The sequence below is a fragment of the uncultured Arcobacter sp. genome, assembly GCF_937982575.1.
Taxonomy (GTDB): Bacteria; Campylobacterota; Campylobacteria; order Campylobacterales; family Arcobacteraceae; genus Arcobacter.
Genome location: NZ_CALJLR010000004.1, coordinates 46,106 through 71,926, shown reverse-complemented (window position 1 = coordinate 71,926; position 25,821 = coordinate 46,106). Strand labels below are relative to the sequence as shown.

Sequence of the window (25,821 nt, the reverse complement as noted above, 5' to 3'; positions counted from 1 at the left end):
TTACTCTTTCTTATAAAGTCTTTTATTTTTTGGGATTATACTAAGTTTTTTATTTAAAATTGATTTTGAAAATATTCTTATTATTTTTATAATCATACTCTAATTTTAAAAAGTGTCTTTTTAATATTTTTTTAACAATACTAAGTCCTAATCCAAAACCATCTCTTTGGACTAATTCTTGAGTAAATGGTTTTAAGTAATATTCTAAATCTTTTGAAAGTTTTTCACCACTATTTATTATGGATATTTGAGAGTTTTTAGCCTCTATTATTATAGGAAAAGAGTTTGTATATTTTAAGGCATTATCAATTAAGTTTTTTAAAGCAATAGCTAGATAATTTAGGTCTGCTTCTATTTTAAAATCATTTATTATTTCAATCTTTATTTTTGACTCATCATTTATGTATAGTTTTCCTAAAGATTCTAAAATCAAGGTTTCAGCACTAAAGTGTGTGATATCTAGTTTAGAAGAGTTTAATTTTTCTAGTTCTATTAGCTCATTTGTTAAGATTTCTAAATCACTAAAAATCTTTTTCAAAAGCTCTTTTTGTGAAAAGTCATCAATCTTTTCTATGGCAAATTTCCCTTTTGCAATAGGTGTTCTTAACTCATGCCCAATATCTCTTAGCAGCTCTTCTCTTGTTTTTATTAGCTCTTCAAGGTTGCTTGCCATTTGATTAAATGTTTTTGCTAAAACACCTATTTCATCATTTGATTTTACTTCAACTCTTCTACTTAAGTCTCCTTTTGAAAAACTCTCTATCTCTTTTGTGATTTTTTTAAGAGGTGAGAGAAGTTTTAATATATATAAAAATATAAGAGTTAAAACAAAAATATCAAGAAAAACCAATAAGTTTAATCTAAACTTTTCATTTAAATTCTCTTCATCTTGTGTTTTTAAAATATATTCATCATCTAAGTATTTTATATGAAGTATAAATTCATCTTGAAAATTTTCTTGAAAAATAGAGATAAATCCAAAAGTATGTGCTTTGTAGTACAAAATATCTTTTTTTGCATTTTTAAGTTTTTTTAGTGGTCTTAATTTATATTGTTGGATAATGTTATTTACTAATTTTGTATTATCTATGTTTTCAAGAAGTTCATTTGATATTTTAAGATATTTGTCTTTTATTAGAGTCTCTATTCTTTGTGAGTTAATACTATCAATCCAAAAACCAATGATACCCATAAGTATAAAACTAATAAAAAATAAAATAGAGATTTTTTTTACAATACTCATTTTAACTCACAAACTTATAACCAATACCCCAAACAGACTTAATATATTTGGGGTTTTTAGAATCATCACCAATCTTATATCTTATATTTGATATATGCATATCTATTGTTCTATTTTTTGTAGTTATATCCAATGAAGTTGCGTGAAGTATTTGCTCCCTTGAAGAGATTTTATTTAGGTTTTCAATTAAAAATATAAAAACCTCAAACTCTATTTTTGTAAATTCTACAGGAAAATTATCAACTTTAACTTCTCTATTCTCTTTATCTATCTCAAAATCACCTATTATTATTTTACTATTTTCATATTTTTTTAAAATATGTTCTATTCTAAGCACTAATTCCCTTGGTTCGTATGGTTTTGCTAAATAGTCATCAACGCCAAGTTCAAAACCGTGTATTTTATTTCCAATATCACCACGAGCTGATGAGATTATGATAGGAATATCTTTTATCTTTTTTAGTTTTTTAAATAGATCAAATCCATCCATTTCTGGAAGCATCAAATCTAATATAGCAATAGAGAAATCTTGATTTTTAGAAAACTCTTCAAGTGCCTCTTTTGGATTTGCAAAAGAGGTGCAATCAAAATGATAATCTTTTAGATAATCATTTATAAGAGTTTGCATTTGAAGATCATCTTCTATAAGTAAAACTTTTTTATTCAACTCTCCACTCCTGTAAATAGTATGAAAATTGTTTTCTTTGTTTGGCATTTAAAATTTCATGAATCTTTTTAAACTTTTTTGCTTCAAGCTCTATGGTTTCTTCATGGATTTCTTCGACTATCTCTTCATATTCATCTTTATCAAAATACTCTTTTTGAAAAAGTTGTTGAAGCTTTTTTTCCTCTTTTTCTTTTTTGTGATAATATTTTGAATATTTTTTCCTATATTTGATAAGTACTTCTTTTATATCTTCATACTGTGCAGCACTTAAATTTAAATAGTCTAAGCTTTTATAAATATGATTATGATTATTTTGGCTTACATCTTCACTTGCATAAAGAGTAAAAGCCCAAAATAGGCTACATAAAAGCGCGAATATTTTTAATCTTATCATCTTCAATCAATCCTTTTTCAACATCACTGTGGCATGCTTTACAGTTGGCTTTACTTTTAACATCGGCGTGGCCAAACACTTTTTTGGGAATCTCTTCATGCTCTTTTTTCCAAAAATCAGTATGTGTAATGGCAATTATATCTTTATTTCCAATGGAATTCAAAATCTTAAAACTGAACTCTTTTGTCGATGTTTCCGCACTGTTTTTAATTAAGAATGCTGAAATATTTTGGTTATCTTCTTCACTAATTGATGCATCATCTCCAAAATGGTTCTCCAAGTCGCTCATCATACTTATCCATGAGTGTTTAGGCAAAGAACTGGGAGGGATATAGAGTGTGACACGATGCACACTCACTAACAAAAAGTTCATTTTGTTTTTCATAATCAATTGGTTCATATTTTGATGCAACTAAAATATTTTTAGGAGAGCTTACATTAAATACAAAATAAGCAATCATTAAAAAAAGAAAAAACACAGCAATGAGTTTTTGAAAAAATGTTAATTTTATACTTACTGACTCTTTTGTTTTTTTATAACCTGTAAAAATAGAGCTCAATGTTTCATGTTTGCTATGAAGCAGTTTATCTGTTAATACCCCTCCAACATGAGCAACAATAAGAACAATAGCCAAATTGGCTAAAATTTCATGTAACTCTTCAAAAAGTTCCATTTTTTTGAAAAAAGAGTCATTTAAAAATGAAAAAATTCCTTTCCCTTCTTGAATACCAAAGGTTAATGCCCCTGTTACAATAACAAAGAAAATAACAACAAACATACCTATCATAACAAAAGAAGCAGGAGGATTGTGTCCTACATATTTTTGTTCAGAATTAAAAATATTGAACATAAACTCTTTTACTTTTGCAATACTTAAAGGAAAATCTCTAAACTTAGAGTATTTAGGTCCTAAATAGCCCCAAAAGAATCGAAAGCCCAAAAGAATAAGTATGGCGTAACCAATCATGGCATGATAGTTTAACAAATCATCATCATCGGTTAAAAATGCCAATAAAATTAAAAGAGCAAACAACCAGTGAAAAACACGTGTTGGTAAGCTCCATATATAAGATTTAAACATATTGTTTCCTTAATCTTCCCAACGTCCAAAATTAGGAATTAAAATATCATTGTCGCTGTAAATCCCTCTATCAGCAGTCGTATGACACGCTTTACAATTAAAAATTCCTTTAACCTCTTCTTGAGTAATTAAGCTTGGACGTATATCTTTGTGTTTTTCAATCATATACGGTGTTAAGGAAATTGAATCAGGGATTGGTCTCCCTCTTAAACTATTCACAATTCGGCTACTTCGTTTGTAATGCATGTTTTTTTCAGCACTGTTGGCATTTAAATAATTTGATAGTGAAACAAAATCTTCTTGTGCCAATGAAGCATCTGTATCAAAATGATTTTCCAAATTGTTCATCATTTTAGTCCATGCATTTTCAGGCAATAGTCCTGGCTGATAAGCAAAGTGACATGAACCACACTCTTTAAGATAAAGTGTATTATTTACAGGGGCTACCCCTTTTTTCGTCGACTTGCCATAGTTGCCATATCGCTTGTCATCATCTGCAAAAGAAACGGTCAATAAAAATGCAATTAGTAGTAAAAGTTTCATTATTTGTCCTTTGATAAGATATAAGTTACAACATCACCTTTTTCTAGTGCTGTTCCTTCACGATTGTAAACATCATTGAAATTTCTTCTTAACCATTTTTTTATGTTTTTAACTTCTGTAAATCTTTCTGGATTTGCTTTAGGAGATAGTGGTTCTATTACTTTTCCTGTGAAGAAGTTTTTATTTGATTTTGTTAAGTCAATACCATGACAAGAAGTGCACGATATTTCTTTGCCTTTTTTACCCATATGTTTTGAAGTGAAAATCTCTTCACCTCTTTTTATATCAAAGCCTTTAAAGTTAGGGTCTGTTTTTTGAACTTCTTGTTTAAGAGTGTTTAAATAGTCCCCAACAACTGATGCATAAGTTAGATTTAGGATTAATCCCAAAAGAATTAGTAGTTTCATCTTTAAGCCTTTTCATTTTTATATTGTAAGTATAAAAGAAAAGCTTAAAGTATTGATACAAACTTCCTTGACAGTTTCTTTACAATTTGGAAATAAGTTATATTTGAGTTAGTTTGTTAACTTCTTTTTAGAAAATTATCTAAAAAGAAGTAGAGGTTTTTTTGATTTTTCAAGCATTTTAGAGGTAATACTTCCAAAAACAACACTTTTTAGTCTATTGTGACTATAAGCTCCCATAGCAATAATATCAATATTATTATCTTCTTGATATTTTAAAATTTCATCAATTTTATCACCATCTAGTGATGAAGTTTTTACTTCAAAATCTGCTCTTGCAAATAAGTTTTTAGCTTCATTTAAAAGTTTTTCAGAAGATGCTTTATCTTTATTTACATTTACAATGTGTCTTGAGACATTTGGGAAAATAGGATCTTTTGTTGCTATGTCAATAGCTTTATTTGCATAATCAGAACCATCATATGCCATCAAGATAGAGTTTATAGGAGTAAATTCACAGTTTGCTAGAAGTATTGGAATATTTAATGCTCTTATTATATCTTCTATATTTTTATAATTTGAACTAGTTTTATCAAAACCAATAATTGCAATATTAGTCTCTTTTTCTAAATCCTCAAGATTCTCTTCAAAGTTACCATGTCTTTGCATAGAAAAGAGGTTTTCAACCCCTTTTTCTTTTACATAAGCACTAAAAGTTTTTAAAAGTTTTTTACCTATACTTATTAGCTCTTTGCTTTCTGCTTGCTCTTCTCTTGTAAGTTCTTCAAGAAGATTTTCCTTTGAGCCAAATCCAATATTACCCGAAAGATTAACTTTTTTGGAGATGTGGGAGTGGTCTACTACATTTAATAATACAAGAGGTAAATTAAGAAGTTTAGAGATATAAACTCCATAATCACAGGCAGCCTTACAATACGAAGAATCATCTATACAAACTAAAACTTTTTTTGAACTCACTTTAGTGTCCTCCCATTACTTTATCAATCTCTTCTGGATCATCATGAATACCAAATCTATCGATGATAGTTTTACTAGCTTCATTTTGACCGATTACTTCAACTTCTGCACCCTCACGTCTTAATTTTATAACGGCTTTATCAAGGGCATAAACTGCTGATATATCCCAAAAGTGTGCACGTGTTAGGTCAATAGTAACTTTATCTAAAACCTCTTTAAAGTCAAATGTTTCATAGAATTTATCAGCACTATTAAAAAATACTTGACCTACAAATTTGTAAGTTTTAGCACTATTATCTTCATTATAAAAAGTTTCACTATACATAAAGTGAGAGATTTTATTGGCAAAAAATAGAGATGCTAATAGTACTCCTGAAAAAACACCATGGGCTAAGTTATGTGTATATACTGTAACACAAACGGTTGTAAGCATAACAATATTTGTTGATATTGGTAGAGTTTTTAAGTTCTTAATAGAACTCCAATCAAAGGTTCCAATTGATACCATAATCATAACAGCAACAAGTGCAGCCATTGGAATTACTGAGATAATATCACTTAAAAATACAACCATAATAAGTAGAAAAAGACCAGCAAGTAGTGTTGATAATCTTGTTCGCCCACCCGATTTTACGTTGATAACTGATTGTCCAATCATAGCACATCCAGCCATCCCACCTAAAAATCCAGATGCAATATTGGCAATACCTTGTCCTGAACACTCTCTATTTTTATCACTTTTTGTATCTGTTAATTCATCAACAATTGTTGAAGTCATTAGTGATTCTAAAAGACCTACTACTGCTAGGGATACTGAGTAGGGAAGAATGATAAATAAAGTATCAAGATTTAATGGAATCTCAGGGAATAAAAATATTGGTAAAGTATCAGGAAGATCTCCCATATCACCAACAGTTCTTATATCTACACCTAAAAAAATCACAATAAGAGTTAAGGTTATAATTGTAACAAGTGGAGAAGGAATAATCTTACCGATTTTTGGAACATAAGGAAATAGATATATAATAGCAAGTCCAAAAGCAGTAAGTGCATAAACATGCCAAGTTACATTTGTAAGCTCTGGAAGCTGAGCCATAAAGATTAAAATGGCTAAGGCATTTACAAATCCAACAACAACAGCCCGTGGAACAAAACTCATAAATCTTCCAAGCTTTAAATACCCTGCAATTATTTGAAAAATACCAGTTAAAAGAGTTGCCGCAAGTAAATACTGTAGACCATAGTCTTTTACCAGAGTTACCATAACAAGTGCCATAGCACCAGTTGCAGCACTTATCATCCCAGGACGTCCTCCAACAAAGGCAATTACTACAGCTATACAAAATGAAGCATATAGTCCAACCTTAGGGTCAACTCCTGCAATAATTGAAAAGGCTATTGCTTCTGGAATAAGTGCAAGTGCAACAACAAGTCCAGAGAGGGTATCTCCTCGTATATTACTAAACCATTCATCTCTTTTAAAATATTTTTTTACCATTTTTTCTCCACTACTGTTTAAAAATTGAAATTTGATTGTTTTTCTTAGGTTTTGAGGAAAAAATCCCCATAAGTGTATCTTTTAGTGGAATTGTAGCTAAAAAGATTTAAATCACAAAATTTACTATAAATCTTTTATAAAAACAAGTTTTACTGTTGTTCCCTCATTTTCACTGCTTTTTAGCTCAATTTTTCCCTTGTGTGAGCTTATTATTTTTTCTACAATTGCCATTCCAAGTCCTGTGCCACCTGACTCTTTATTTCTACTCTTATCTGTTCTATAAAATTTTTCAAATATTTTATTTTGTTCTTCTTGTGCTATTCCTATTCCTTTGTCTTCTATACTGATTATAAACTGATTATTTTCTTGGTAGTTTTTTATGAGTACTGTTGAGTTTTCATGACTAAATGAGATAGCATTTTTAAGAATATTCTTAATAGCAATTTTCAATAACTTGCTATGTCCTTTGATTTGAAAAATATCCTTTATTTGTGATTGTATTTTTATATTTTTTAATTTTGCATAGGCTTTTAGCTCTTTTATTGCATCAAAAGTTATCTCATCTATATAGGCATCTTCTTCAATAATTTGTAGACTATTTTCATTTTTAGCTAAAAAAAGTAGGTCATCAATTGTTTGTTGAATCATCAAAACTTCATCCATGCAAACTTTTAAAGTATCTTTATACTCTTGTGTGTTTCTATCTTTTCTTAGGGCAATTTCTATTTCTCCTCTTATTATAGTAAGTGGAGTTTTAAGCTCATGGGAAGCATCACTAGAGAACTGATTAATTTTTTCAAAAGAGATTTGAAGTCTTTCTAGTAGATTATTAATCTCTTGTGAGAGTTGAGATATTTCATCATTGCTATTTAAAACTTCTAATCTTTTTGATAGGTTTGTGGCATTTATATTTTTTAAATCTTGAAGTGTTTTTTCAACAGGTGCAAATGATTTATAAATTAGAAAGTTTCCACCAATAATAGAAAAAATTAATACAATAGGAACTATAAATATCAAGATATAAAAAAGGTCTTCCATGGTGTGGTTTAGTACTTTATAGTCAGTTGCCACTTGTAAAATATAGTTTTCTTTTTTGATTAAAAACTTTATCTCACCCACTATAAAACTCTCGTACCTCTCAAAATGAATAACATTTTTTTGAATATCATTAAAAGCATGTGGAATAGAAGCTGGGAAAGAAGAAGAGTTTACAATTTTGAAATTTTTCTCTTCTACTAATCTTATATATAAGGGTTTAAATTTATATTCGTTTTCTTCATCAAAACTTAGTGTTAGAAGATCACTTTTATGGTCAAGTATATCATCAACAATATCTAAAACAATAACTTTCAAAGAGGTTTCTATCTTATCAAGTGTTGATAAATGAAGAGTTTTATAAATTGAAAATGATAGAATAATTAAAATAAAAGCTTGAATTAAAACATTATAAATGAGTAGTTTTCTTTTAATTGATAGATTATTCAGCATTTATTTTAAACCCCAATCCTCTTACTGTTTTGATAAGTTTCTTTTCATAAGGTTTATCTATTTTATTTCTAAGTCTATAAATATAAACATTTACAATATTGCTAATATTTGATTCCTCCATATTATTCAACATTTCACCCAATAAAGTCTCTGATAAAACTCTATTTTGGTTCTTGATTAGATACTCTAAAAGCGAAAACTCTTTTGCAGTTAGATTTATAGTATCATCTGCCCTTTTGGCAGTTTTTGCAAGTAAGTCTAACTCTAAGTCGGCAATTTTGAGTTTAGTTTGTGTTGAATCTTTTGCTCTTAATTGCACTCTAATTCTTGCTAATAACTCTGAAAAAGAGAAGGGTTTTGGCAAATAATCATTCGCTCCAATATCCAAGCCTTTGATAGTATCTTCAATACTATCCCGTGCAGTTAACATAATAATTGGAGTATTTATATCTTCTACTCTTAGTTTTTTGCAAACTTCTATTCCATTAAGTAGTGGAAGCATAATATCAAGTAAAATTAAATCATAGCTATTTACACTCGCTAAATATAATCCCTCTTCACCATTATATGAATAATCAACACTATAAGACTCTTCTTCCAAGCCTTTTTTTAAAAAGTTTACGATTTTTACATCATCTTCTATTATTAAGATTTTCATTTGATTATTTTACACTTTTTGATGTTAATTTTAATAGGGTAATTTCACTTTTTGCTTTATATCTAAAATTTATACCCCAATAACCCAAACCTTTGTTAACGTAAATTGCTGTATCTTTTATATAAAAAAGTCCTGCCAAAAAAGGCTGAAAAAGTCTCACAAAATAGTGAAAAGGATAAATCTGTCCTCCATGTGTATGTCCACATAAAAAAAGTTTGGCATTGGCTTTTAAAGCAAACTTATAATCTTTTGGTTGGTGAGCTAAAAATATAGAGTTTTTATGCTCCTTTAAAAAGTTTACAATTTTGCTCTCTTCTCTTTTGATTTTAAAAAACTTTGAAAATCTATCACTCAACCCTGCAAGGGCTATTTTAGAATCGTTGTATTCAAAAATATAGGTTTCATTATCAAGTAGTATAAAATCTTTTAGTAAAAATTTTAACCCTTCAAAGCCATAAAACAAATCATGATTTCCACTTATATAAAAAACTTTTTTTTCTATTGTATTTAGAAGCTTTAATTTATCAGCGATGTATTTTGTGTGACAATCTATAATATCCCCCGTGATAACTACAAAGTCTGCTTCGCAGTTATTACTGAGTTTTACTAATTCTTGGATACTATTTATTGTAGTTTTTTTATTGATATGCATATCACTAAGATGAAGTATCTTTAGATGGTTTAAATCATCAGATTTTATAGCTACTTCAACTTCATTTAGTGCTGGCAAGTTCATTAAAAAATCTTTTCTAAATCTTCTTTTGTAATATAAGAGATAGATTTTATAACACCATTCTCAAGTCTATATAGAGTTGACTTTTCCTCTTTACTTACAAATCTATTGTCTTCTTCATCATAGATCAATAAAACACTGTGTTTATAATCTCTCATTTTAGGCAATGCAAACATTTTTGTAATAATTGAAGGCATTCCTGAGATATTTGCAATAAAAGCAGCATGGTGATTTTTCAAAAAGTCTTTATCTTTAGTAGATAAAAATTGGTTTATGTCTGCTCCCGTACCTTTTTCAAAAGAGACAATAATCATCTCTATTGAGCTATCAATAGTCTCTTTTTCATCAAACTGATTTGGAAGAGAAAAACTACCAATATTTTGGTTAAGTTCAAAACTATTTGCATATAAAAATAGTGCAAATAGAGGTAAAATTAAAAGTTTCTTTAACATCTACATTCCTTTTACAAAAGTAAAATTATATTTTATATCGATTTGATCTCTAACAGTTAGAAAAAACATTGTTGGTGGCTCTAGTCCAAAATCTGTTAGTAGAAATGAAAAATCACCATTCATAGCTAGACCATCAGCTTCTTTAATAGTTGATAATGAACTAATCTCTTTAGTAACGCTATTTAGTGTTAGGTTTCCAGTTATTTTGTATTTATCTTCAACTTTTGTAATTGAAGTGATATTAAAAGAAATAGTTGGTGTGATAGATGATTTTAATAACTCATACATATTCTTATCCCTATCTTTGTTATCACTTACAAGTGTTGAAGAGTTGATACTAAATACTCCACTTATTGATTCTATATTGTCCCCTCTTTGTACAATTGCTATGATATCTTTAGTTTGTGGATTAATAGTACTATCTCCAAAAACTTCAGTGTGAGCTTGAATTTGACCATCAAGCAACTTTAACTCTTGTGCATTTACAATTAATGCAAATAATAAGACTAAAACTAATTTAAACATTCTTTCTCCTTTGATTGATTTTCTTCTTGTGAACTTAAAACTTTTATTAGTGAAATTAAAAATATAATTGGTACAAAAAGCGTAAGATTTTCTAAGGCTACAAATAAGCCTGCCCCTGATGCTATCCATCCTATAAATACCATATAAAAGGCTAGACTTTTTAAATCTCTTTTTAATAATGATTGTAAAATTGTCACATTGTAATAAGAGATTACAAAAGGGTAAACAATTGATAATAAAAGTGCTTCTTGTAAAAAATAGAAAAGATAAGAAAGTGCAAATAGGATAACTATAAAAAGCTCTTTTTCTAACTTTTGAATTTTAAATTTTAAAGCTGCAATTACTCCAATAATATGAAATGCAACTATCTCAAAAGTATATCCCCCTCTCCAAATAGGTACATTTATATCTCGTGATAGTGTTTCAAAGAGTGCTGAATCTAAAAATATCCATAAAACCATTATAAATAGAGAATAAGACTCAAAGGCAGAATTACTCTTTAGCTCTTTTAATCTTGGAAGTTGGGTAGAACAAAGTAAAGCAATTAGAGTAAAAGCAATAGCTATGTACTCTCTTTTTGATACATCATAATTAAAAAGTAGAGTTCCTACTCCATATGAGATAGAAAGAGCAAATCCAAGCTCTATGATACTAGCCTTTTTTAACTCATTTATAAGTAAGGGTGCTAATGCTCCCACACTAATACCCAATAAAAAAAGATCGATACTTGAAAAGTTTGGGTAGAAAAAAGTTATGATTAATTGCATTGTTAAAAATATAGTTATCTTCTGTTGACTTGGAACTTTTATATAATAACTTAATAGTGAACCAATAATTCCCCCAATAGGTAAAAATGCTATTAAAAAAATATTTGACCCAAAATATTCCACAATACCTGTTTGCGCTATAAGTAAATAATAGCAAAGTTCAAATGCTATAAAAAGTGTAAGTGCTATTTTTGGCATAAATTCTCCTTTTTAAATGTCCCATTTAAAAAGGGACCTTAATATTATGATTTTCTTTTATCGTTGGAAATAAATTCCAACTAAAGAAACAAATCCTAAAGAGAAGAACGAGTTCTTCTTTCTAAAAAAAATAGTAAAAAAACAGAGGCATAAGAGATATCAAATAGTGAAATCAAAAGTGCTTCTATTCCTAAAGTTTTATTATAAAAGAGTGCAAAAAAGACGGAGCTAATCAACACTCTTGTAATAACTGTGATTTTTGTAAGTATTTGCTCATGCTCTTTGTATCTTAAAGCAAAATAGTGAATAATCCCAGTACTACTAACAAAAGCAAAAACTATGTATTCGTAAGAACCCGAAAAAGTAAAACCTAAAAGTGGATATGAAAAACTTGCAAGAAGTATTAAAAATACTCCTCCAAGTCCATCAGCCAATACTCCCATTAGATTATACTTTTGTAGATTTGTAAGTTGCAGTTTAAAAGATATGAAACTAAATAGTGATAAGAGTGTCACCACTCCAAATATACTTCTATATGTCCAAAGTGCTTGAATATTTCCTTGGATAACATTTGCTTGAATAAATCCAGAAATACTAAGTACTGTGAAAATACCTAAAAGACCACCAAGATATAAAACATAAAAAGATACTTTTTTTAACTCTTTTATATATGAAACAAACATAGCAATTACCATAAAAAATACACCTATCCCCATAGCAACATGTGCGTGGGCAACAATTAGATCATTTCTATGAAAAAGCCATCTAAACTCTGGGATAAACAGAATATTGCCTTCAACATCTACAAATAAAAAGGCAAGGATAGATATAAGAAGGGCTTTTTTAGCAAAGTTTTCTATTTGTGCATCTTTATACCATCTATATAAAATAGGTATATACAAAAATGTAAGCCATTGTAAAAACCACTCTTGTTCATATGTTAAGTGTCCTATAAAAGTTCTATATAAAACTGAGCCAAAATAAAATATAGTAGGAATAATCCATAAGATGTTCCATCTAGCTTTAAAAGAGCCAATATTTAGAAGTTTGATGATGAGATAATATATAGGAATCAAAGCTAAACTCATACCTAAAGTATTATCTCCATGAGGTCCTGAAATTGTACTTTCTACTTGTCCAATAGTTGGATTCATCAAAATCAAAAGCCCAAAAGGTGCAATAACTACTATCCATAAACATACCTTTATCCATAAAGGTATAATTTCATAAGCTTTTATATATTTGTATAAAGCAACTATATAAAAAAGACCAGACAGGGCAAGTATAAAATTTAACTCATAGGGAAAGTCATAAAAAGCCAAGCCTCTTGTGTTTCCAAAAAGAAGTGAGCTAATCATAAAGACTAAAAAGATATACCAAAAAATAGTATAAAGATTTAGGTAGTGTAAACCTTGCTCACTTTTTACCCCCTCTTTATTTATAATCAAAAATGGTAAATAAGAAAGCATCAAAGGAACAAAACCATAAAGTATAAGGCTTATATGAAGCGAACGCATATTTGATGGTAATAAAGTCTTAGAGTCAATAGAAAAACCTAATAAATTTACTGAATATAAAATCCCAAAGAATAGTGCTAAAAATAGAAATATTAGTGATATTTTAAAGTGTCTATTAACAAAAATATTAAAATTATCCAAGTTGACCATCCTTTACTTCGTAAATCTTATCAGCTGTTTTTGCTAACTCTTTATTGTGCGTTGCCACAACTATTGTCATGCCTTCATTTGATAGTTTTCTAAATAGGTCAAATACTATTTTTGCGTTTTTAGAGTCTAAGTTTCCTGTTGGTTCATCTGCAAAAAGAACTTTTGGAGTATTTATAAGTGCTCTAGCTATGGCAACCCTTTGTCTCTCTCCCCCTGATATTTCATTTGGAAATTTTTTTGCTAAATCTTTTATATCAAGTAGTTCAAGAAGAGTGTTTATCTCTTCTTTTGTAGCTTCTTCGTTTGCTAGTTTTATATTTTCAAAGTTGTTTAGGTAATTTATCAAATAGTGAAATTGAAAAATAAAACCGATATTTTTTTGTCTAAAATTATCTATGTTTTTAATATCAGAATAATTACTATCTTCAAATTTTAAATCTCCTTCTTTAGGTTTAAGAAGTGTAGATAATATAGATAGTAGTGTTGTCTTTCCACTACCACTTTCTCCAATTAAACAGATAAATTCACTCTTTTTTATTTGTAAGTTAATATCTTTTAGTGCAACATCACAAGCATAATTGTGTGAAATATTTGAAGCTTCAATAATCATATCTTATCCCCTTGCATTAAAATAATTGGGTCAACTTTTGAGGCATTTAGCGCGGGGATAATTGAGCCTAAGATTGCCATTGTAAGAGAACAGACAAAGAGATAAAAAGCTAAAGTAGATGAAATCTCTCCATTTACATATCCATGAAAAAGCGATGAAGTTCTTATAAAATATAAAAAAATCCAAGAGATGAAAAAGGCACTAATAAAACTTAAAAATCCTAAAATAGAACTTTCCGTCATAATTTGTAAAATAATTTTTTTTGTAGAAATTCCAATAGCTCTTTTTATACCAAACTCTGTTTTTCTTTGATTTATTGTTATACTCATGATGCTCACAATTCCAAGTAATCCCATACAAAAAGAGATAAGACCAATAAGATTTGATGAGGTTTTTATGATTTTAAATTGGTTGTAATTATCCACAAAATTTTGAGTTGATTTTGCTTCTATGTTTGAACTTAGACTTTGTATTTTTGATATAAGGTTTTTGATATTTGTATCAATTTTACTATTGACCATTATCATTGAAGCACTTTTGTTAAATATGGAACTAGCATCAGAGATATTTAAAACCACACCTCCATTTTCAAAGCCTATTTCACTTTCATATACTCCTGATACTCTGAATCTTTTATGGGCTATTTGAATAGTTTTTTTGTTTGATAGTGAATTGTAAATAGATTTTCCAACAAGTACTTCGTTTAGTTTTGCATAAGAACCTTGTGTTAATTTATAATTATCAAATCGATTTTTTGTAACTCCATAAACAGCAACGATTGGCAAGTTTTCAACTGGACTAGCCCCTACGATTATCGCTGAAGTTTTTTGTACTTCTTTTAGTTGGTTAATTTTATTTATTAGATTTATATCTACACTTGAAAAAAATGTATCAGAGATTTTTGCTTGAGTTATGATGATATCCCCATCACTCTTTAGCATATTTGAGTACATAGAAATAACTCCGTTTGAAATAGAGCTAATAAGAAAAATAGATGTTATTGAAAATATTAGACTTATATATATTAAAGTTGTTTTTAGAGGATTGGCTTTTAAAGCTTTTAGCGACATACTTAACACATATTTCCTTTTTTATTTTAGGGAATAATATAGTTTTTAGATGACGCCTTTATGAATAGAATATGAAAAAAAATTCATATTCCGTTTAAGTAGAAGATTTATTAAAAAACCCACCCACCTTGAAAAAGAACTCTACTGTTTCTATCAGGTTCACTAGTAACTTGTGCACTATCCGCATTCCAAGCTATTTGAACTTGACCAAAGAAGTCTTTATATGTCGCATAATAACCAATACCAACATCTTGTAAAGATTTAGCTTCATAGCCTACATTGTTATTAGCCATAAATGCTCTTCCTCTATCATAAAAGATTCCAACAGTGTTTGTTAAAGAGTTTATATTATGTAATCTATATTTTGTTTCTATATTAAATACATAACCATTCTCAGCACTTACTTCACTATCTGGATATAATTTAACTCCATAAGCTCCACCAATAGATAAATCTTCACTTCCATCTAGGTTTTTATTTGCTAAGGCATATTGTAAGTTTAATGAGGTACTTAATGAAAGTTTTTCAGTAAAATCAATACTATGTGATAAATCTAAATTAATTTTAGAATAATTGCCATTTGTATTAGCTCCTGCTTCATCATCAGCTTCTTTACTAGAATCATCAAAGCTTAACTTCCCATAGGTATAATTAAAACTAACTTGTGAAGATGAAGGAAGATTAAATGCTAAATAACTCTTATCATAGTCTAATCCTAAACTTAAAGATTTAACATCTTTTTTTGTTGTGTCATCTTGAGCATTTATTTCATCTTTTAAATCTTTCTTAGCAAGATTTAATGAACTATTTAAATTCTCCATTCTTGTTAGTATAATAGGATAAGTAAAAGTAGCTTCTAATGATGTAGAATTACCCTTTGCATCAAGATTTGAATATTTGTCCCCTAAAGCATAAGTAGTCTTAGAATAAGAGAGTTCTCCTCTTAAACCATTTGACATCAAAGGAGCACTATATGCTAACCTACCATTTTTTAAATCAGTATTATCACTTAAAAGACCACTTAATGATACCTTATCTCCTATTTTAAAAGGAGAGTTTACATTAACTCCAGCCATAACTCTATTTTTACCTGTATATCTACTTCCATAATTATCAGCTAAAATATATCCATCAACTCTTTTTGATGCTTCTGTTGTGATAGTAAAATCAGAAGTTCCAACCTCACTTCCTGGCATAACATCAGCACTTGTAACAATTACACCAGGTGTATCATTAATAATTAACATACTTCTTTCTAAAGTATTTGTTGAAACGATATTATCACTTTTTGCTGTATCAAGCATTCCTTTAACAATACTATCTTTAACAAATGAGCTATTTTTTAAATTAAACTTTCCATAATTACCCTCAATAATTGAAATTGTAATTACTCCATTGTTTTTATATATATTTTGTACAGGAAGATATGCTCTTGCTACAAAGTAACCTTTGGCTCTATAGTATTTTGTAATAATAGAAGTTACTTCTTGAATCTCTTTAAAGCTTAAATTTTTTTCCACATAAGAAGAGATTAAATCTTGTAATTTAGATTCTTCAACATGAATCGCATTCTCTATTTTAAAGCTTTTAACAAATAATGTTTTGCCACTTTTATCATCTTTCATGGTAGGAGCATATTTTTTTATTCCTGAAACTTCTACAAGAGGAGTATCTTTTTTTATAACATTTTGAGGAGTTTGCACCTGTTTTACAGCATCACCAATATTTGGTGTTGCTGCTAGTAGTGAACTTGAAACTATAAGTGATAGTGTTATTAATTTATTTATTTTATTCATTTTGTTTATTCCTATTTTTTATCTTAATTTGTTTTATTTTCAACTACATAGAACAATTGATCAACACCATCTGGAAGATTTACTCCACCGTTGATTAAGTCTATTACAGAATCTGACGATAAAGGTACTCTTACATCTTCTTGTTTATTTGATGGATTAGTATTTTTTGTACTATCCTCTTTCATTGCTGTTTTTATTTCACTTAGAGTTATTACTTTATTTGCATTTTCTCCATCATTAGTCTTTGAAACAATATTTATATTATTATTCTCAACTCCTACATTTTTTGCGATATTTGCATTTGTTTGAGGTGTTTGATTTTGTGATACTTTTACTTTTGGAGTATTAATTATTTTTGGTAATACAACATTTGTTGTTGTATTATTTGTAATTGTTGTAATTACTTTTTTAATTTCATCTGCTCTAGTATCAGTTTCTTTTACTGTCGTTTGGATTTTTGGTCCAACATATGAACTACCTTTAGAAACTGTTCCATTTGCATTTAATTTAATTGCATCTGTATTTTGATTATCTGTAATAATATCTTGTGAAACATTAATATTATTTGTTAAAGTTGTAACTTCAATAGTATCTTTAGCATTTAACCCTTTTGAATTATCAACTTTCCCAATTGTTACATCATCTGCATCTTTGTAAATAAGTTTGCCAATTGGTGAATCTTTTGTTCCTGCTGCTAATACATCTACATCATTATTATCATTATCTAATATAAAAGTTCCCGTTCCTTTAAGATTTAGGTTTTTTGCTATGATATGTCCTGTACCAGTATCTGTTACATCACTATTACTTTCAATTGTTAAAGTCTTTGTTCCAATATTTAGCTCATTTGCTATTTCAACACCAGCTGTTTTCCCAATTAAAGTTAAATCATAACCAGCTGTAATGTCACCTTTTGTAGTAATCTTTCCTGTTGTATCATCTCCGAAAACAACTTTTGAAAAATTACCAATTTTTGCCATATCATCAGTTGTTATATCTAGTACAGATGTATCAGAATTTGTAGCTCCACCAATTTCAATGCCATTTCCAGCAGTTCTTTGATTTATTTTTAAAATATTAGTTCCTGTTACATTAGCATTAAGACTAACTTTATCTGCTTTTATTTGTACTTCACTTTGATTTGCATTTAAAGGACTATTAAAAGTAACTGCAGAGCCAGAAAAAGTTTTATTACTATACGTTGCAATATTGTCAATATAAAGGTTTGCTCCTAATGCTCTACCTCCACTTGCATCCCAAGAACCAGCAATAAAAATAAATTTATAGTTCCCAGCTTTTGTAGCTGTAACAGAAGCACTATCCCAAGAGGTAGATGCACTTGCATTTGCACCTGTTTGATTTAATATTGCTTGTGTTTCCCCAGTATCTACATTTAAAATATATCCAAATACATCATATGCATCACTTCCTCCAGCAGCTTTCCATTTAAATGATACTCCATCTCCTTCTTGTAAAGATACTGTATTATCACTTACTACAGATGGGCCGTGAACAACACCATAACCTTCACTTACTTGTCCCCCAGAATATGTTAACTGTAAAGAAGAACTTCCTCCATCTGTATCCGTATCTGTAGAGATTTGTGAAGTATATGTTCCTGTTGATGTATAATCATCATATGCACCACTATTACTTGTCTTTGTTGCTACAGTTGTTGGTAAAGTATCATCGTTTGGTGTACCATATCCGGCTATTGTACTTCCACCATTTAAATATATTGTATTTGTTGTATCAACTGTCCAACCTGATGTATCACCATTTTCAAAACCTGCATTTGCAAATTGCGCTGTTGCAAGAGAGTTTACCACTGCATTATAAACTTGTTCATTTAGAGTATTAATATAATGTAGTTTTGTTCCTAAATCTAAAGATGCAGCAGAAACTGTTAATGATTTTAATTTTTTATTCTGTCCTAAATCATCATATAATGTTACTTTTCCTGTTCCTGCATTTATCGTAAATGGTGTCTCTCCCTCCACATTACTATCAACTTGATTGTTAATTGTCAAGTCTCCATTATTTGTAATAATAGTATTCCCCGTTGCCCCAGTTAATATAACTTGCCCTGTACCATTATTATCTTTATCTGCTGTTAAAATCACATTTAATTTATTTGCATTTGAATTTTGACTTGCATCTATAGAAACACCATCAGCAAAAACAATATTGTTATGTGCTAATAAGCTTAATGTTTTATCTGAAGCCAATGCATTTGTTGTAATATTAGCATTTACATTAATATTTCCATCGCCTACACTTTCACCAGAATTTGTATCAGGAGTATTACTTCCATCAGTAGTTATAGTTACATCTGCTGTATCTAAAGCATTTTGTATTGCTGTTGCAAGGGCAGCATCAATAGTTATATTAACAGGGTCAATAAGCCAATTACTTGTAATAATATTTGCACCATCAAAAGTAAAATCTTTCCCCGAAGTTTCCACAAACCCATCAGTAGCACTAATCGTACCACCAACTTGAGCTTCACCTCCATGAGCAAAAAGTTCAACCTTACCAGTTAATCCATCCATTGAGTTAGCTTCAATAACTCCTGTATTATTCACAACCCCTTTTAATAATTCATTAACAGCATTAGTTGTAAGATAAATCTCTCCACCATCTGCTTTTATTGAACCACTGTTTTTTACAATAGAATCTAAGATACCTTTTTTTACTGTTAGGTTTAATAAAGAATTACCATTTAGGTTTATAGAGTATTCATCTGCTCCAACTAAATGTATCTTTCCTTTTACAGCTTTTATACTTCCTTCATTTGTTACTTCTTTTCCAGCTAATATTGCATATGCTTCATTTGAGATATTTATTGTTCCTAAGTTTATAACTGAGTTTGAAGAAGAGTTTTTAAAGTTATAGTTTCCTATATTAAAATCATTGTCAGAAAGTTTAGCTGTAGTTGCTAATAGCCCAGCAGTATTAATACTAGCATTTTTACCAAATAAAACACCATTTGAGTTTAATATCCAAACTTGACCATTGGCATTAAGTGCTCCATTGATAACAGATCTTTCATTTCCTATTACTCTATTTAGTGTAATAGAACTTGCATTTGGTTGATTGAAGTTTACTGTTTCATTTGAAGCTATGTTAAATTTATTCCAATTAATAGTTGCTTTATGGGTAGATTGGTTTATGTTTGTGGTATTTCCATTTTGAGAGATATTTGCAGTTCCACTTGTAACTACTCCTCCGCTAGGTGCAGCATAAGAGATAGTAACTCCAGTTAAAAGAGCTGATACTACCATGCTTATCTTTCCACCTTTTAGGATTTTAAATCTTGAGCTAAAGTCTATTAATCTTTTCATATATTTTCCTTAATAAAATCTTTTTAACACTTTATCATGACAAAATCAACACAAAATCAATAAATAGAGTATTAAATTTTTTTGTTGAGTTAAAATTAGTTTCAAGATGGTAAAATTCTTAGATGAATAACTTAAGTATTTTAAAAGAACTAAATGTTTTATATGTTGATGATGATATAAAAGCTTGTGAAAGTCTAAAAAAAATATTGCAATACTATTTTAAAAATGTATTTATATCAAATAATGGAAAAGAAGCCTTAGAAACTTATTTTACAAATGAATGTCATTTATTAATAGTAGATTATGATATGCCAATTATGAATGGATATGAATTTTTATCGAAAATAAGAGAGAATGATGATGAAATATCTGCATTTATAATGAGTTCATATGATGATAAAGTTAAACTGAAAAGTGCTATTTCTTTAAATTTATTAGATTATATTGTAAAACCTTATGAGTTAGATACTTTAAAAAATGTTTTAAATAGATTTGTAAATAACATTGAAAAAAAAAGTTTATTAAAATATCAGATCTCGCAAACTTGTTATTATGATAGAAGAAAAAGAATAATTTTTGATGAAGGAAGAGAATACAAACTTACTTCTTATGAAATAAAAATAATAGAGTATCTTTTTAAAAGAGTAAATCAAGTTGTTACCTATGATGAATTATTGGATATTTTAGATTCTCAAAATCAAAAATCATTAATATCTTTAATCTACAAGATAAATAAAAAATTACCAATAAAGATTATAAAAAATATAAAAGATATTGGTTATATGGTAAAAAAATAAGGTGAAATTTTTTATAGTAATTCTTATATTTATCTCTTCACTTTCTGCTAAGGGAATACTTATTGATGAAAAATATTTCATCGATAAAAATAATTCTTTAGATATAAAAGAGGTTTTGAAAAATAAAGAGTCTTTTTATCCCCTATCTAAAGATAATTTGGGTGTTACTAAAAATGTAGTATGGGTAAAACTAACTTTTTTTAATAATTCAGAAAAAATGATAAAAAGAAGAATATATAATAAAAGATCAGGAATCGATTTAATAGATGTATATATTTTTAAAAACAATAAAATAGTAAAAACTTATAAACTAGGAGATTTTAGAGAGTATGACATAAGAGATAATAACTTTAGAGTTTCTTATTTTGACTTATCTCTTCATGCAAATGAAAAAGTGCAAGTATTTATAAAACAAAAAACTTATAGTCCTATGGATATTAAATGGAATGCAAAAAACATTAAAGAATTTAATTCTTATTATTATGAACAATCAATGGTATATTTTTATTGTTTTGGGTTTTTTAGTGTCACAGCTATTATTTCATTATTTCTTTTTTTTCTTCTAAAAAACAAATGTTATTTAATTTATTCTTTTTTTACAATATGTAGTATTATCTATCAATTTACCATATCAGGCTTTTTTTATCAGTTTGGTATCCCCGTTTATTTAAATACTATATTTGGGTTTTCTATTTCAGAAGTATCAATGGCTTTATTGGGTTTATTCCCTTTGTATTTTTTTAAGATTAAAAAAGATGAATATAAAGTTACAAAATTTATTATAAAGGTATTAGTCTTTTTACTCTTATTTATAGGATTTTTACAACTTTTTTATCCATTATATAATGATATTTTATTACTAAGTAGATTTAATGGTCTATTTAGTTTTTTATTAATGTTAATTCTTTTAATATTTTCTATTAGGCTATTACTAATTAAAAAAGAAGGTTCTTTATTTTATTTTTTCTCAAATGGGATTTTTTTTATTTTTGTTGTTATATATATTTTAGTATTTTTTGGAGTATTAAGATTGGAAAACTTTTTTTATTACTTCTTTGCAATTGGAACTATCGGGCAAGATTTATTTTTAGGATTTGCTTTGATACATTCAGCATATAGATTAAGTAAAGAGCATGAAAAAAATGTAGAACTTTTAAACGACTATTCGAAACTTTCTTTAATAGGTCAAACAATGGTAAATATTTCACATCAATGGAAAAGCCCTGTTAATAGTATATACAATAGTATTAATCACATAGAAACAGCATATGAATTCAATGACTCTAATTTAAATATGATTATCATGGATAATCTTAAAAATATAAAACAAACTACAAGTTATCTTAAAGAGACAGCTCTTGGGCAGTTACATTTCTATAAAGAAGAAAAGAATATTGAAGAAGTTGAGTTTTGTGAAGAGATAAAATATGTTATAAAACTTATTGAAAATGAGTTTATAAAAAAAGATATTAAGATAAATTATGATTGTAATGATAAGATAAAAATAAAAATAGAAAAAAACTATTTTTTAAATGTTTTGATGATTTTATTTGAAAACTCACTGAAAGCCTTTGAAGTTCAAAAGATAAAAAATCCTAAAATAGAAATTTCTCAAAGAAAAATAGAAAAAGAACTTGAAGTTGCTTTTGAAGATAATGCAGGTGGAGTAAGTGAAGACTTCTTAGAAAAGATATTTGAAAAAGACTTCTCTGAGAGTTCTTCTACGGGAATTGGTCTCTATTTAGCTAAAGAGATAGTTTCTAAAAAACTAAATGGAGAGATAACAGCTCAAAATAAAAATGATGGCTTGTGTTTTAAAATAGTTATATTCTTAAAAAATTGAAAGACCTGTTTTTGTAGTGAAAAGTTCTAAGGCTTTTGTTCCAATTAAAGAGTTTCCATGAAAATTTAGTTTTGGTGAGTAAACACATATGGCCATTTTCTTTGGAACAACAGCTACAATTCCGCCACCTACACCACTTTTACCTGGAAGTCCAACCTTATATGCAAAATCACCACTTGCATCATAGTGTCCACAAGTTAGCATTAGTGAGTTTATTCTTTTTGCTTTTGACTCACTTATGATTGGCTCTTTTGAAAAAGGGTCTTTCCCGTGATTTGCTAAAAATAACATCGCGTGGGCAAGTTGCTTTGTGTTCATCATGATAGAGCACTGTTTAAAATATGTTTGGATTACATCGTCTATAGGATTTTTTATATTATGATAACTTTTCATCATATTGATAAGTGCAAAGTTTTTAAAACCATGCCCTAGTTCAGATATAAAAATATCTTCATCAAAAGTTATATCTTGGTCATTTGAGACTTTTTTAATAAAATCTAGAATTTTACTAAAAACATTATTCTCATAAATTGAGGATAAGCAATCTGTTGTGACTATTGCCCCTGCATTAATAAAAGGGTTTCTTGGAATTCCACTCTCATATTCTAGTTGTACAAGTGAGTTAAATGGATTTCCTGATGGTTCATGTCCTACTCTTTTATATAGCTCTTTGCTATAGTGCTCTAAAGCTAAAGTAAAAGTAAATACCTTAGAGATACTTTGAATAGAAAATTTCTTATTACTACATCCTGTATGGTACTCTTCTCCATCAAGTGTTACTAAACTCATGGCAAAATCATTTTCATCGGCTTGGGCTAGCATTGGTATATAATTAGGAAGTTTTCCTTTTGTAAAATATTTTTGAATCTCATCTTGAATCTCTTTTAAAATAGTATTAAAATCCATTATCTCCCTTTTGTTTTTTTATAAGTATATCTAAGAATAGAGTATAAAAAGTAGTTGTTTTAAATAAAAAAGGATTTTTTATTTTTTACTAAAACAAAAATTAATTTTAGATTACATTAAGTTTTAAGAGAATATTGGGTATAATCCGCAAAATTAATAAAATAGCTTTTAATAAAATGAAAGTTAAACAAAAATTATCATAAAGAGAAAACATGAGAGACATCAGAAATATTGCCGTTATCGCACACGTTGACCACGGTAAAACAACATTAGTTGATGAGCTATTAAAGCAATCAGGAACTTTCGCAGCGCATACGCAAGTTGATGAAAGAGTTATGGATAGTAATGCCATTGAAAAAGAAAGAGGGATTACTATTCTTTCTAAAAATACAGCAATAGATTATGAAGATGTAAGAATCAACATTATTGACACTCCGGGCCATGCTGACTTTGGTGGAGAAGTTGAGAGGGTTTTAAAAATGGTTGATTCTGTTTTATTACTTGTTGATGCACAAGAGGGTGTTATGCCACAAACTAAGTTTGTTGTGAAAAAAGCTTTACAACTAGGACATAGACCAATTGTTGTTATCAATAAAATTGATAAACCAGGTGGAGATCCAGATAGAGTTGTTGATGAAGTATTTGACCTGTTTGATCAAATGGGTGCAACTGAAGAACAATTAGAGTTCCCAGTAGTTTATGCAGCAGCAAGAGATGGTTATGCAAAACTTGCTTTAGAAGATGCAAATGAAAACTTAACTCCACTATTTCAAACAATATTAAAAGAAGTTCCAAAACCAAAAGGTGATGATGCAAATGGTTTACAACTTCAAGTATTTACTCTTGATTATGATAATTTTATTGGGAAAATCGGTATTGCTAGAATCTTTAATGGAACAATCTCTATGGGTGAGACTGTACTTTTAGTTAAAGCTGATGGTGAAAAGATTAAAGGAAGAGTTACAAAACTTATTGGATTTAAGGGTGTTGATAGATTTGATATCAAAACAGCTGGAACTGGTGACATCGTTGCTGTTGCAGGTTTTGAAACTATTGATGTGGGTGATTCACTTTGTGACCCTGCAAATCCAATGCCTCTTGATCCTATGCATATTGAAGAGCCAACACTGTCTGTAACATTTGCAGTAAATGATTCTCCATTAGCAGGAACTGAAGGTAAGTATGTAACTTCAAATAAAATTGATGAGAGATTAAATGCAGAGATGAATACTAATATTGCTATGAATTATGAGCAAATTGGTGAGGGTAAATTTAAAGTTAACGGAAGAGGTGAACTTCAAATTTGTATCTTAGCAGAGAACATGAGAAGAGAAGGTTTTGAGTTCTGTATTGGAAGACCTGAAGTTATTACTAAAATTGAAGATGGCGTTAAAATGGAGCCATTTGAGCATTTAGTTATTGATACTCCAGATGAATTTTCAGGTGCAATTATTGAAAAACTTGGAAAAAGAAAAGCAAATATGACAAATATGGTACCAATGGGTTCTGGTTCTACAAGATTAGAGTTTGAAATTCCAGCAAGAGGTTTGATTGGTATTAGAACTGAATTTTTAACTGAAACAAAAGGTGAGGGTGTTATGAATCACTCATTTTTAGATTTTAGAGCATATTCAGGAGTTGTTGAGTCTAGAAAATATGGTGCTTTAACTTCTATGGAAAATGGAGAAGCTTTAGGTTACTCGATTTTCAACCTACAAGATAGAGGGGTTATGTTTATTAAGCCTCAAGATAAAGTATACAACGGTATGGTTATTGGTGAGCATGCTAAAGGAAATGATTTAGATGTTAACCCTACAAAAGGGAAACAACAATCAAATGTTAGATCTTCAGGTGCTGATGAAGCTATTAAGCTAATCCCACCAAGACAAATGTCTTTAGAAAATGCACTAGAGTGGATTGAAGAAGATGAGTTAGTTGAAGTTACTCCTAAGTCTGTAAGAGTTAGAAAAAGAGAACTTGATCCAACAGTAAGAAAAAGAACAGCTAAAAAGACGAAATTCGAATAAAATTTAAAATAATAAATTTTACGAAGGGAAGGGCTTTTAGCTCTTCCCTTTTTTTATGTCTAAAAAAAGCAAACAAAAAAAGGAAAAATTTGAAGTCCCATATGAGATTCAAAAAAACAAATAAATTTATA

Annotated in this window: 24 protein-coding genes; 3 read left to right on the top strand and 21 right to left on the bottom strand. The window is 28.7% G+C overall.

The window, feature by feature from the left end:
* Nucleotides 1-49: 49 nt before the first annotated feature.
* From Q0617_RS02390 to Q0617_RS02295, 20 genes are all read right to left on the bottom strand, one after another.
* Complete coding sequence (locus tag Q0617_RS02390; RefSeq protein WP_298750092.1) at nt 50-1,243, bottom strand: ArsS family sensor histidine kinase; 1,194 nt, start codon at nt 1,241-1,243, stop codon at nt 50-52.
* A gap of 1 nt (nt 1,244) precedes the next feature.
* The gene (locus Q0617_RS02385; protein ID WP_298750090.1) at nt 1,245-1,910 is read right to left on the bottom strand and encodes a response regulator transcription factor; all 666 of its coding nucleotides are present in this window, start codon (nt 1,908-1,910) and stop codon (nt 1,245-1,247) included.
* Nucleotides 1,903-2,304 (bottom strand): hypothetical protein, encoded by a 402-nt coding sequence (locus Q0617_RS02380; protein WP_298750088.1) that lies wholly within the window; start codon nt 2,302-2,304, stop codon nt 1,903-1,905. The genes Q0617_RS02385 and Q0617_RS02380 overlap by 8 nt, the downstream gene beginning before the upstream one ends.
* On the bottom strand, nt 2,270-2,596 hold the full coding sequence (locus Q0617_RS02375) for a cytochrome C (protein ID WP_298750085.1): 327 nt from the start codon (nt 2,594-2,596) through the stop codon (nt 2,270-2,272). Before Q0617_RS02375 ends, Q0617_RS02380 begins: the two co-directional genes overlap by 35 nt.
* 16 nt (nt 2,597-2,612) lie before the next feature.
* Nucleotides 2,613-3,386, bottom strand: a complete 774-nt coding sequence (locus Q0617_RS02370; protein ID WP_298750083.1) for a cytochrome b/b6 domain-containing protein — start codon at nt 3,384-3,386, stop codon at nt 2,613-2,615.
* 9 nt (nt 3,387-3,395) lie between these two features.
* Nucleotides 3,396-3,899, bottom strand: coding sequence for a diheme cytochrome c (locus Q0617_RS02365; RefSeq protein WP_298750081.1), 504 nt, complete (start codon nt 3,897-3,899; stop codon nt 3,396-3,398).
* A 29-nt stretch (nt 3,900-3,928) separates the two neighbouring features.
* Nucleotides 3,929-4,336, bottom strand: a complete 408-nt coding sequence (locus Q0617_RS02360; RefSeq protein ID WP_298750079.1) for a DUF1924 domain-containing protein — start codon at nt 4,334-4,336, stop codon at nt 3,929-3,931.
* A gap of 135 nt (nt 4,337-4,471) precedes the next feature.
* Nucleotides 4,472-5,311, bottom strand: coding sequence for a universal stress protein (locus Q0617_RS02355; protein WP_298750077.1), 840 nt, complete (start codon nt 5,309-5,311; stop codon nt 4,472-4,474).
* A 1-nt stretch (nt 5,312) separates the two neighbouring features.
* Nucleotides 5,313-6,809: a SulP family inorganic anion transporter gene (locus Q0617_RS02350; RefSeq protein ID WP_298750075.1), complete on the bottom strand. Its 1,497-nt coding sequence runs from the start codon at nt 6,807-6,809 to the stop codon at nt 5,313-5,315.
* A gap of 123 nt (nt 6,810-6,932) precedes the next feature.
* Nucleotides 6,933-8,297 (bottom strand): HAMP domain-containing sensor histidine kinase, encoded by a 1,365-nt coding sequence (locus tag Q0617_RS02345; protein WP_298750073.1) that lies wholly within the window; start codon nt 8,295-8,297, stop codon nt 6,933-6,935.
* Nucleotides 8,287-8,955, bottom strand: a complete 669-nt coding sequence (locus Q0617_RS02340) for a response regulator transcription factor (protein WP_298750071.1) — start codon at nt 8,953-8,955, stop codon at nt 8,287-8,289. Before Q0617_RS02340 ends, Q0617_RS02345 begins: the two co-directional genes overlap by 11 nt.
* Before the next feature lie 4 nt (nt 8,956-8,959).
* Nucleotides 8,960-9,691: a metallophosphoesterase gene (locus Q0617_RS02335; RefSeq protein WP_298750069.1), complete on the bottom strand. Its 732-nt coding sequence runs from the start codon at nt 9,689-9,691 to the stop codon at nt 8,960-8,962.
* Nucleotides 9,691-10,140, bottom strand: a complete 450-nt coding sequence (locus Q0617_RS02330) for a hypothetical protein (RefSeq protein WP_298750066.1) — start codon at nt 10,138-10,140, stop codon at nt 9,691-9,693. Before Q0617_RS02330 ends, Q0617_RS02335 begins: the two co-directional genes overlap by 1 nt.
* Nucleotides 10,141-10,665 (bottom strand): YceI family protein, encoded by a 525-nt coding sequence (locus Q0617_RS02325; protein WP_298750064.1) that lies wholly within the window; start codon nt 10,663-10,665, stop codon nt 10,141-10,143.
* The gene (locus Q0617_RS02320; protein ID WP_298750062.1) at nt 10,653-11,630 is read right to left on the bottom strand and encodes a hypothetical protein; all 978 of its coding nucleotides are present in this window, start codon (nt 11,628-11,630) and stop codon (nt 10,653-10,655) included. The genes Q0617_RS02325 and Q0617_RS02320 overlap by 13 nt, the downstream gene beginning before the upstream one ends.
* Before the next feature lie 95 nt (nt 11,631-11,725).
* Entirely contained in the window at nt 11,726-13,288 is a 1,563-nt protein-coding gene (locus tag Q0617_RS02315) for a hypothetical protein (protein ID WP_298750060.1), read from the bottom strand.
* On the bottom strand, nt 13,281-13,907 hold the full coding sequence (locus Q0617_RS02310; protein ID WP_298750058.1) for an ABC transporter ATP-binding protein: 627 nt from the start codon (nt 13,905-13,907) through the stop codon (nt 13,281-13,283). The genes Q0617_RS02315 and Q0617_RS02310 overlap by 8 nt, the downstream gene beginning before the upstream one ends.
* Nucleotides 13,904-14,977 (bottom strand): FtsX-like permease family protein, encoded by a 1,074-nt coding sequence (locus tag Q0617_RS02305; RefSeq protein ID WP_298750056.1) that lies wholly within the window; start codon nt 14,975-14,977, stop codon nt 13,904-13,906. Before Q0617_RS02305 ends, Q0617_RS02310 begins: the two co-directional genes overlap by 4 nt.
* Nucleotides 14,978-15,087: 110 nt before the next feature.
* A complete protein-coding gene (locus Q0617_RS02300; RefSeq protein WP_298750054.1) occupies nt 15,088-16,773 on the bottom strand; it encodes a ShlB/FhaC/HecB family hemolysin secretion/activation protein in 1,686 nt (561 codons plus the stop codon).
* Between the two features lie 23 nt (nt 16,774-16,796).
* The gene (locus Q0617_RS02295) at nt 16,797-20,117 is read right to left on the bottom strand and encodes a filamentous hemagglutinin N-terminal domain-containing protein (protein WP_298750052.1); all 3,321 of its coding nucleotides are present in this window, start codon (nt 20,115-20,117) and stop codon (nt 16,797-16,799) included.
* A gap of 122 nt (nt 20,118-20,239) precedes the next feature.
* Between Q0617_RS02295 and Q0617_RS02290 the strand changes: the two genes are divergently transcribed.
* Both Q0617_RS02290 and Q0617_RS02285 read left to right on the top strand, forming a co-directional pair.
* Nucleotides 20,240-20,914: a response regulator transcription factor gene (locus Q0617_RS02290; protein ID WP_298750048.1), complete on the top strand. Its 675-nt coding sequence runs from the start codon at nt 20,240-20,242 to the stop codon at nt 20,912-20,914.
* A 1-nt stretch (nt 20,915) separates the two neighbouring features.
* Nucleotides 20,916-22,757, top strand: a complete 1,842-nt coding sequence (locus tag Q0617_RS02285) for a sensor histidine kinase (protein ID WP_298750046.1) — start codon at nt 20,916-20,918, stop codon at nt 22,755-22,757.
* Here Q0617_RS02285 and Q0617_RS02280 read toward each other — a convergent pair.
* Nucleotides 22,746-23,663, bottom strand: a complete 918-nt coding sequence (locus tag Q0617_RS02280; protein WP_298750044.1) for a glutaminase — start codon at nt 23,661-23,663, stop codon at nt 22,746-22,748. The genes Q0617_RS02285 and Q0617_RS02280 overlap by 12 nt on opposite strands.
* A gap of 212 nt (nt 23,664-23,875) precedes the next feature.
* Between Q0617_RS02280 and typA the strand changes: the two genes are divergently transcribed.
* A complete protein-coding gene (gene typA, locus Q0617_RS02275) occupies nt 23,876-25,690 on the top strand; it encodes a translational GTPase TypA (protein ID WP_298750042.1) in 1,815 nt (604 codons plus the stop codon).
* The last annotated feature ends 131 nt before the right edge of the window (nt 25,691-25,821 follow it).

Coding starts and splice junctions, on each gene's coding strand:
- Q0617_RS02310 (WP_298750058.1), bottom strand. CDS start 13,907: ATGATTATTGAAGCTTCAAATATTTCACACAATTATGCTTGTGATGTT.
- Q0617_RS02345 (WP_298750073.1), bottom strand. CDS start 8,297: ATGCTGAATAATCTATCAATTAAAAGAAAACTACTCATTTATAATGTT.
- Q0617_RS02390 (WP_298750092.1), bottom strand. CDS start 1,243: ATGAGTATTGTAAAAAAAATCTCTATTTTATTTTTTATTAGTTTTATA.
- Q0617_RS02325 (WP_298750064.1), bottom strand. CDS start 10,665: ATGTTTAAATTAGTTTTAGTCTTATTATTTGCATTAATTGTAAATGCA.
- Q0617_RS02350 (WP_298750075.1), bottom strand. CDS start 6,809: ATGGTAAAAAAATATTTTAAAAGAGATGAATGGTTTAGTAATATACGA.
- Q0617_RS02295 (WP_298750052.1), bottom strand. CDS start 20,117: ATGAAAAGATTAATAGACTTTAGCTCAAGATTTAAAATCCTAAAAGGT.
- Q0617_RS02320 (WP_298750062.1), bottom strand. CDS start 11,630: ATGCCAAAAATAGCACTTACACTTTTTATAGCATTTGAACTTTGCTAT.
- Q0617_RS02340 (WP_298750071.1), bottom strand. CDS start 8,955: ATGAAAATCTTAATAATAGAAGATGATGTAAAAATCGTAAACTTTTTA.
- Q0617_RS02280 (WP_298750044.1), bottom strand. CDS start 23,663: ATGGATTTTAATACTATTTTAAAAGAGATTCAAGATGAGATTCAAAAA.
- Q0617_RS02370 (WP_298750083.1), bottom strand. CDS start 3,386: ATGTTTAAATCTTATATATGGAGCTTACCAACACGTGTTTTTCACTGG.
- Q0617_RS02330 (WP_298750066.1), bottom strand. CDS start 10,140: ATGTTAAAGAAACTTTTAATTTTACCTCTATTTGCACTATTTTTATAT.
- Q0617_RS02375 (WP_298750085.1), bottom strand. CDS start 2,596: ATGATGAGCGACTTGGAGAACCATTTTGGAGATGATGCATCAATTAGT.
- Q0617_RS02335 (WP_298750069.1), bottom strand. CDS start 9,691: ATGAACTTGCCAGCACTAAATGAAGTTGAAGTAGCTATAAAATCTGAT.
- Q0617_RS02290 (WP_298750048.1), top strand. CDS start 20,240: ATGAATAACTTAAGTATTTTAAAAGAACTAAATGTTTTATATGTTGAT.
- Q0617_RS02305 (WP_298750056.1), bottom strand. CDS start 14,977: ATGTCGCTAAAAGCTTTAAAAGCCAATCCTCTAAAAACAACTTTAATA.
- Q0617_RS02300 (WP_298750054.1), bottom strand. CDS start 16,773: ATGAATAAAATAAATAAATTAATAACACTATCACTTATAGTTTCAAGT.
- typA (WP_298750042.1), top strand. CDS start 23,876: ATGAGAGACATCAGAAATATTGCCGTTATCGCACACGTTGACCACGGT.
- Q0617_RS02360 (WP_298750079.1), bottom strand. CDS start 4,336: ATGAAACTACTAATTCTTTTGGGATTAATCCTAAATCTAACTTATGCA.
- Q0617_RS02380 (WP_298750088.1), bottom strand. CDS start 2,304: ATGATAAGATTAAAAATATTCGCGCTTTTATGTAGCCTATTTTGGGCT.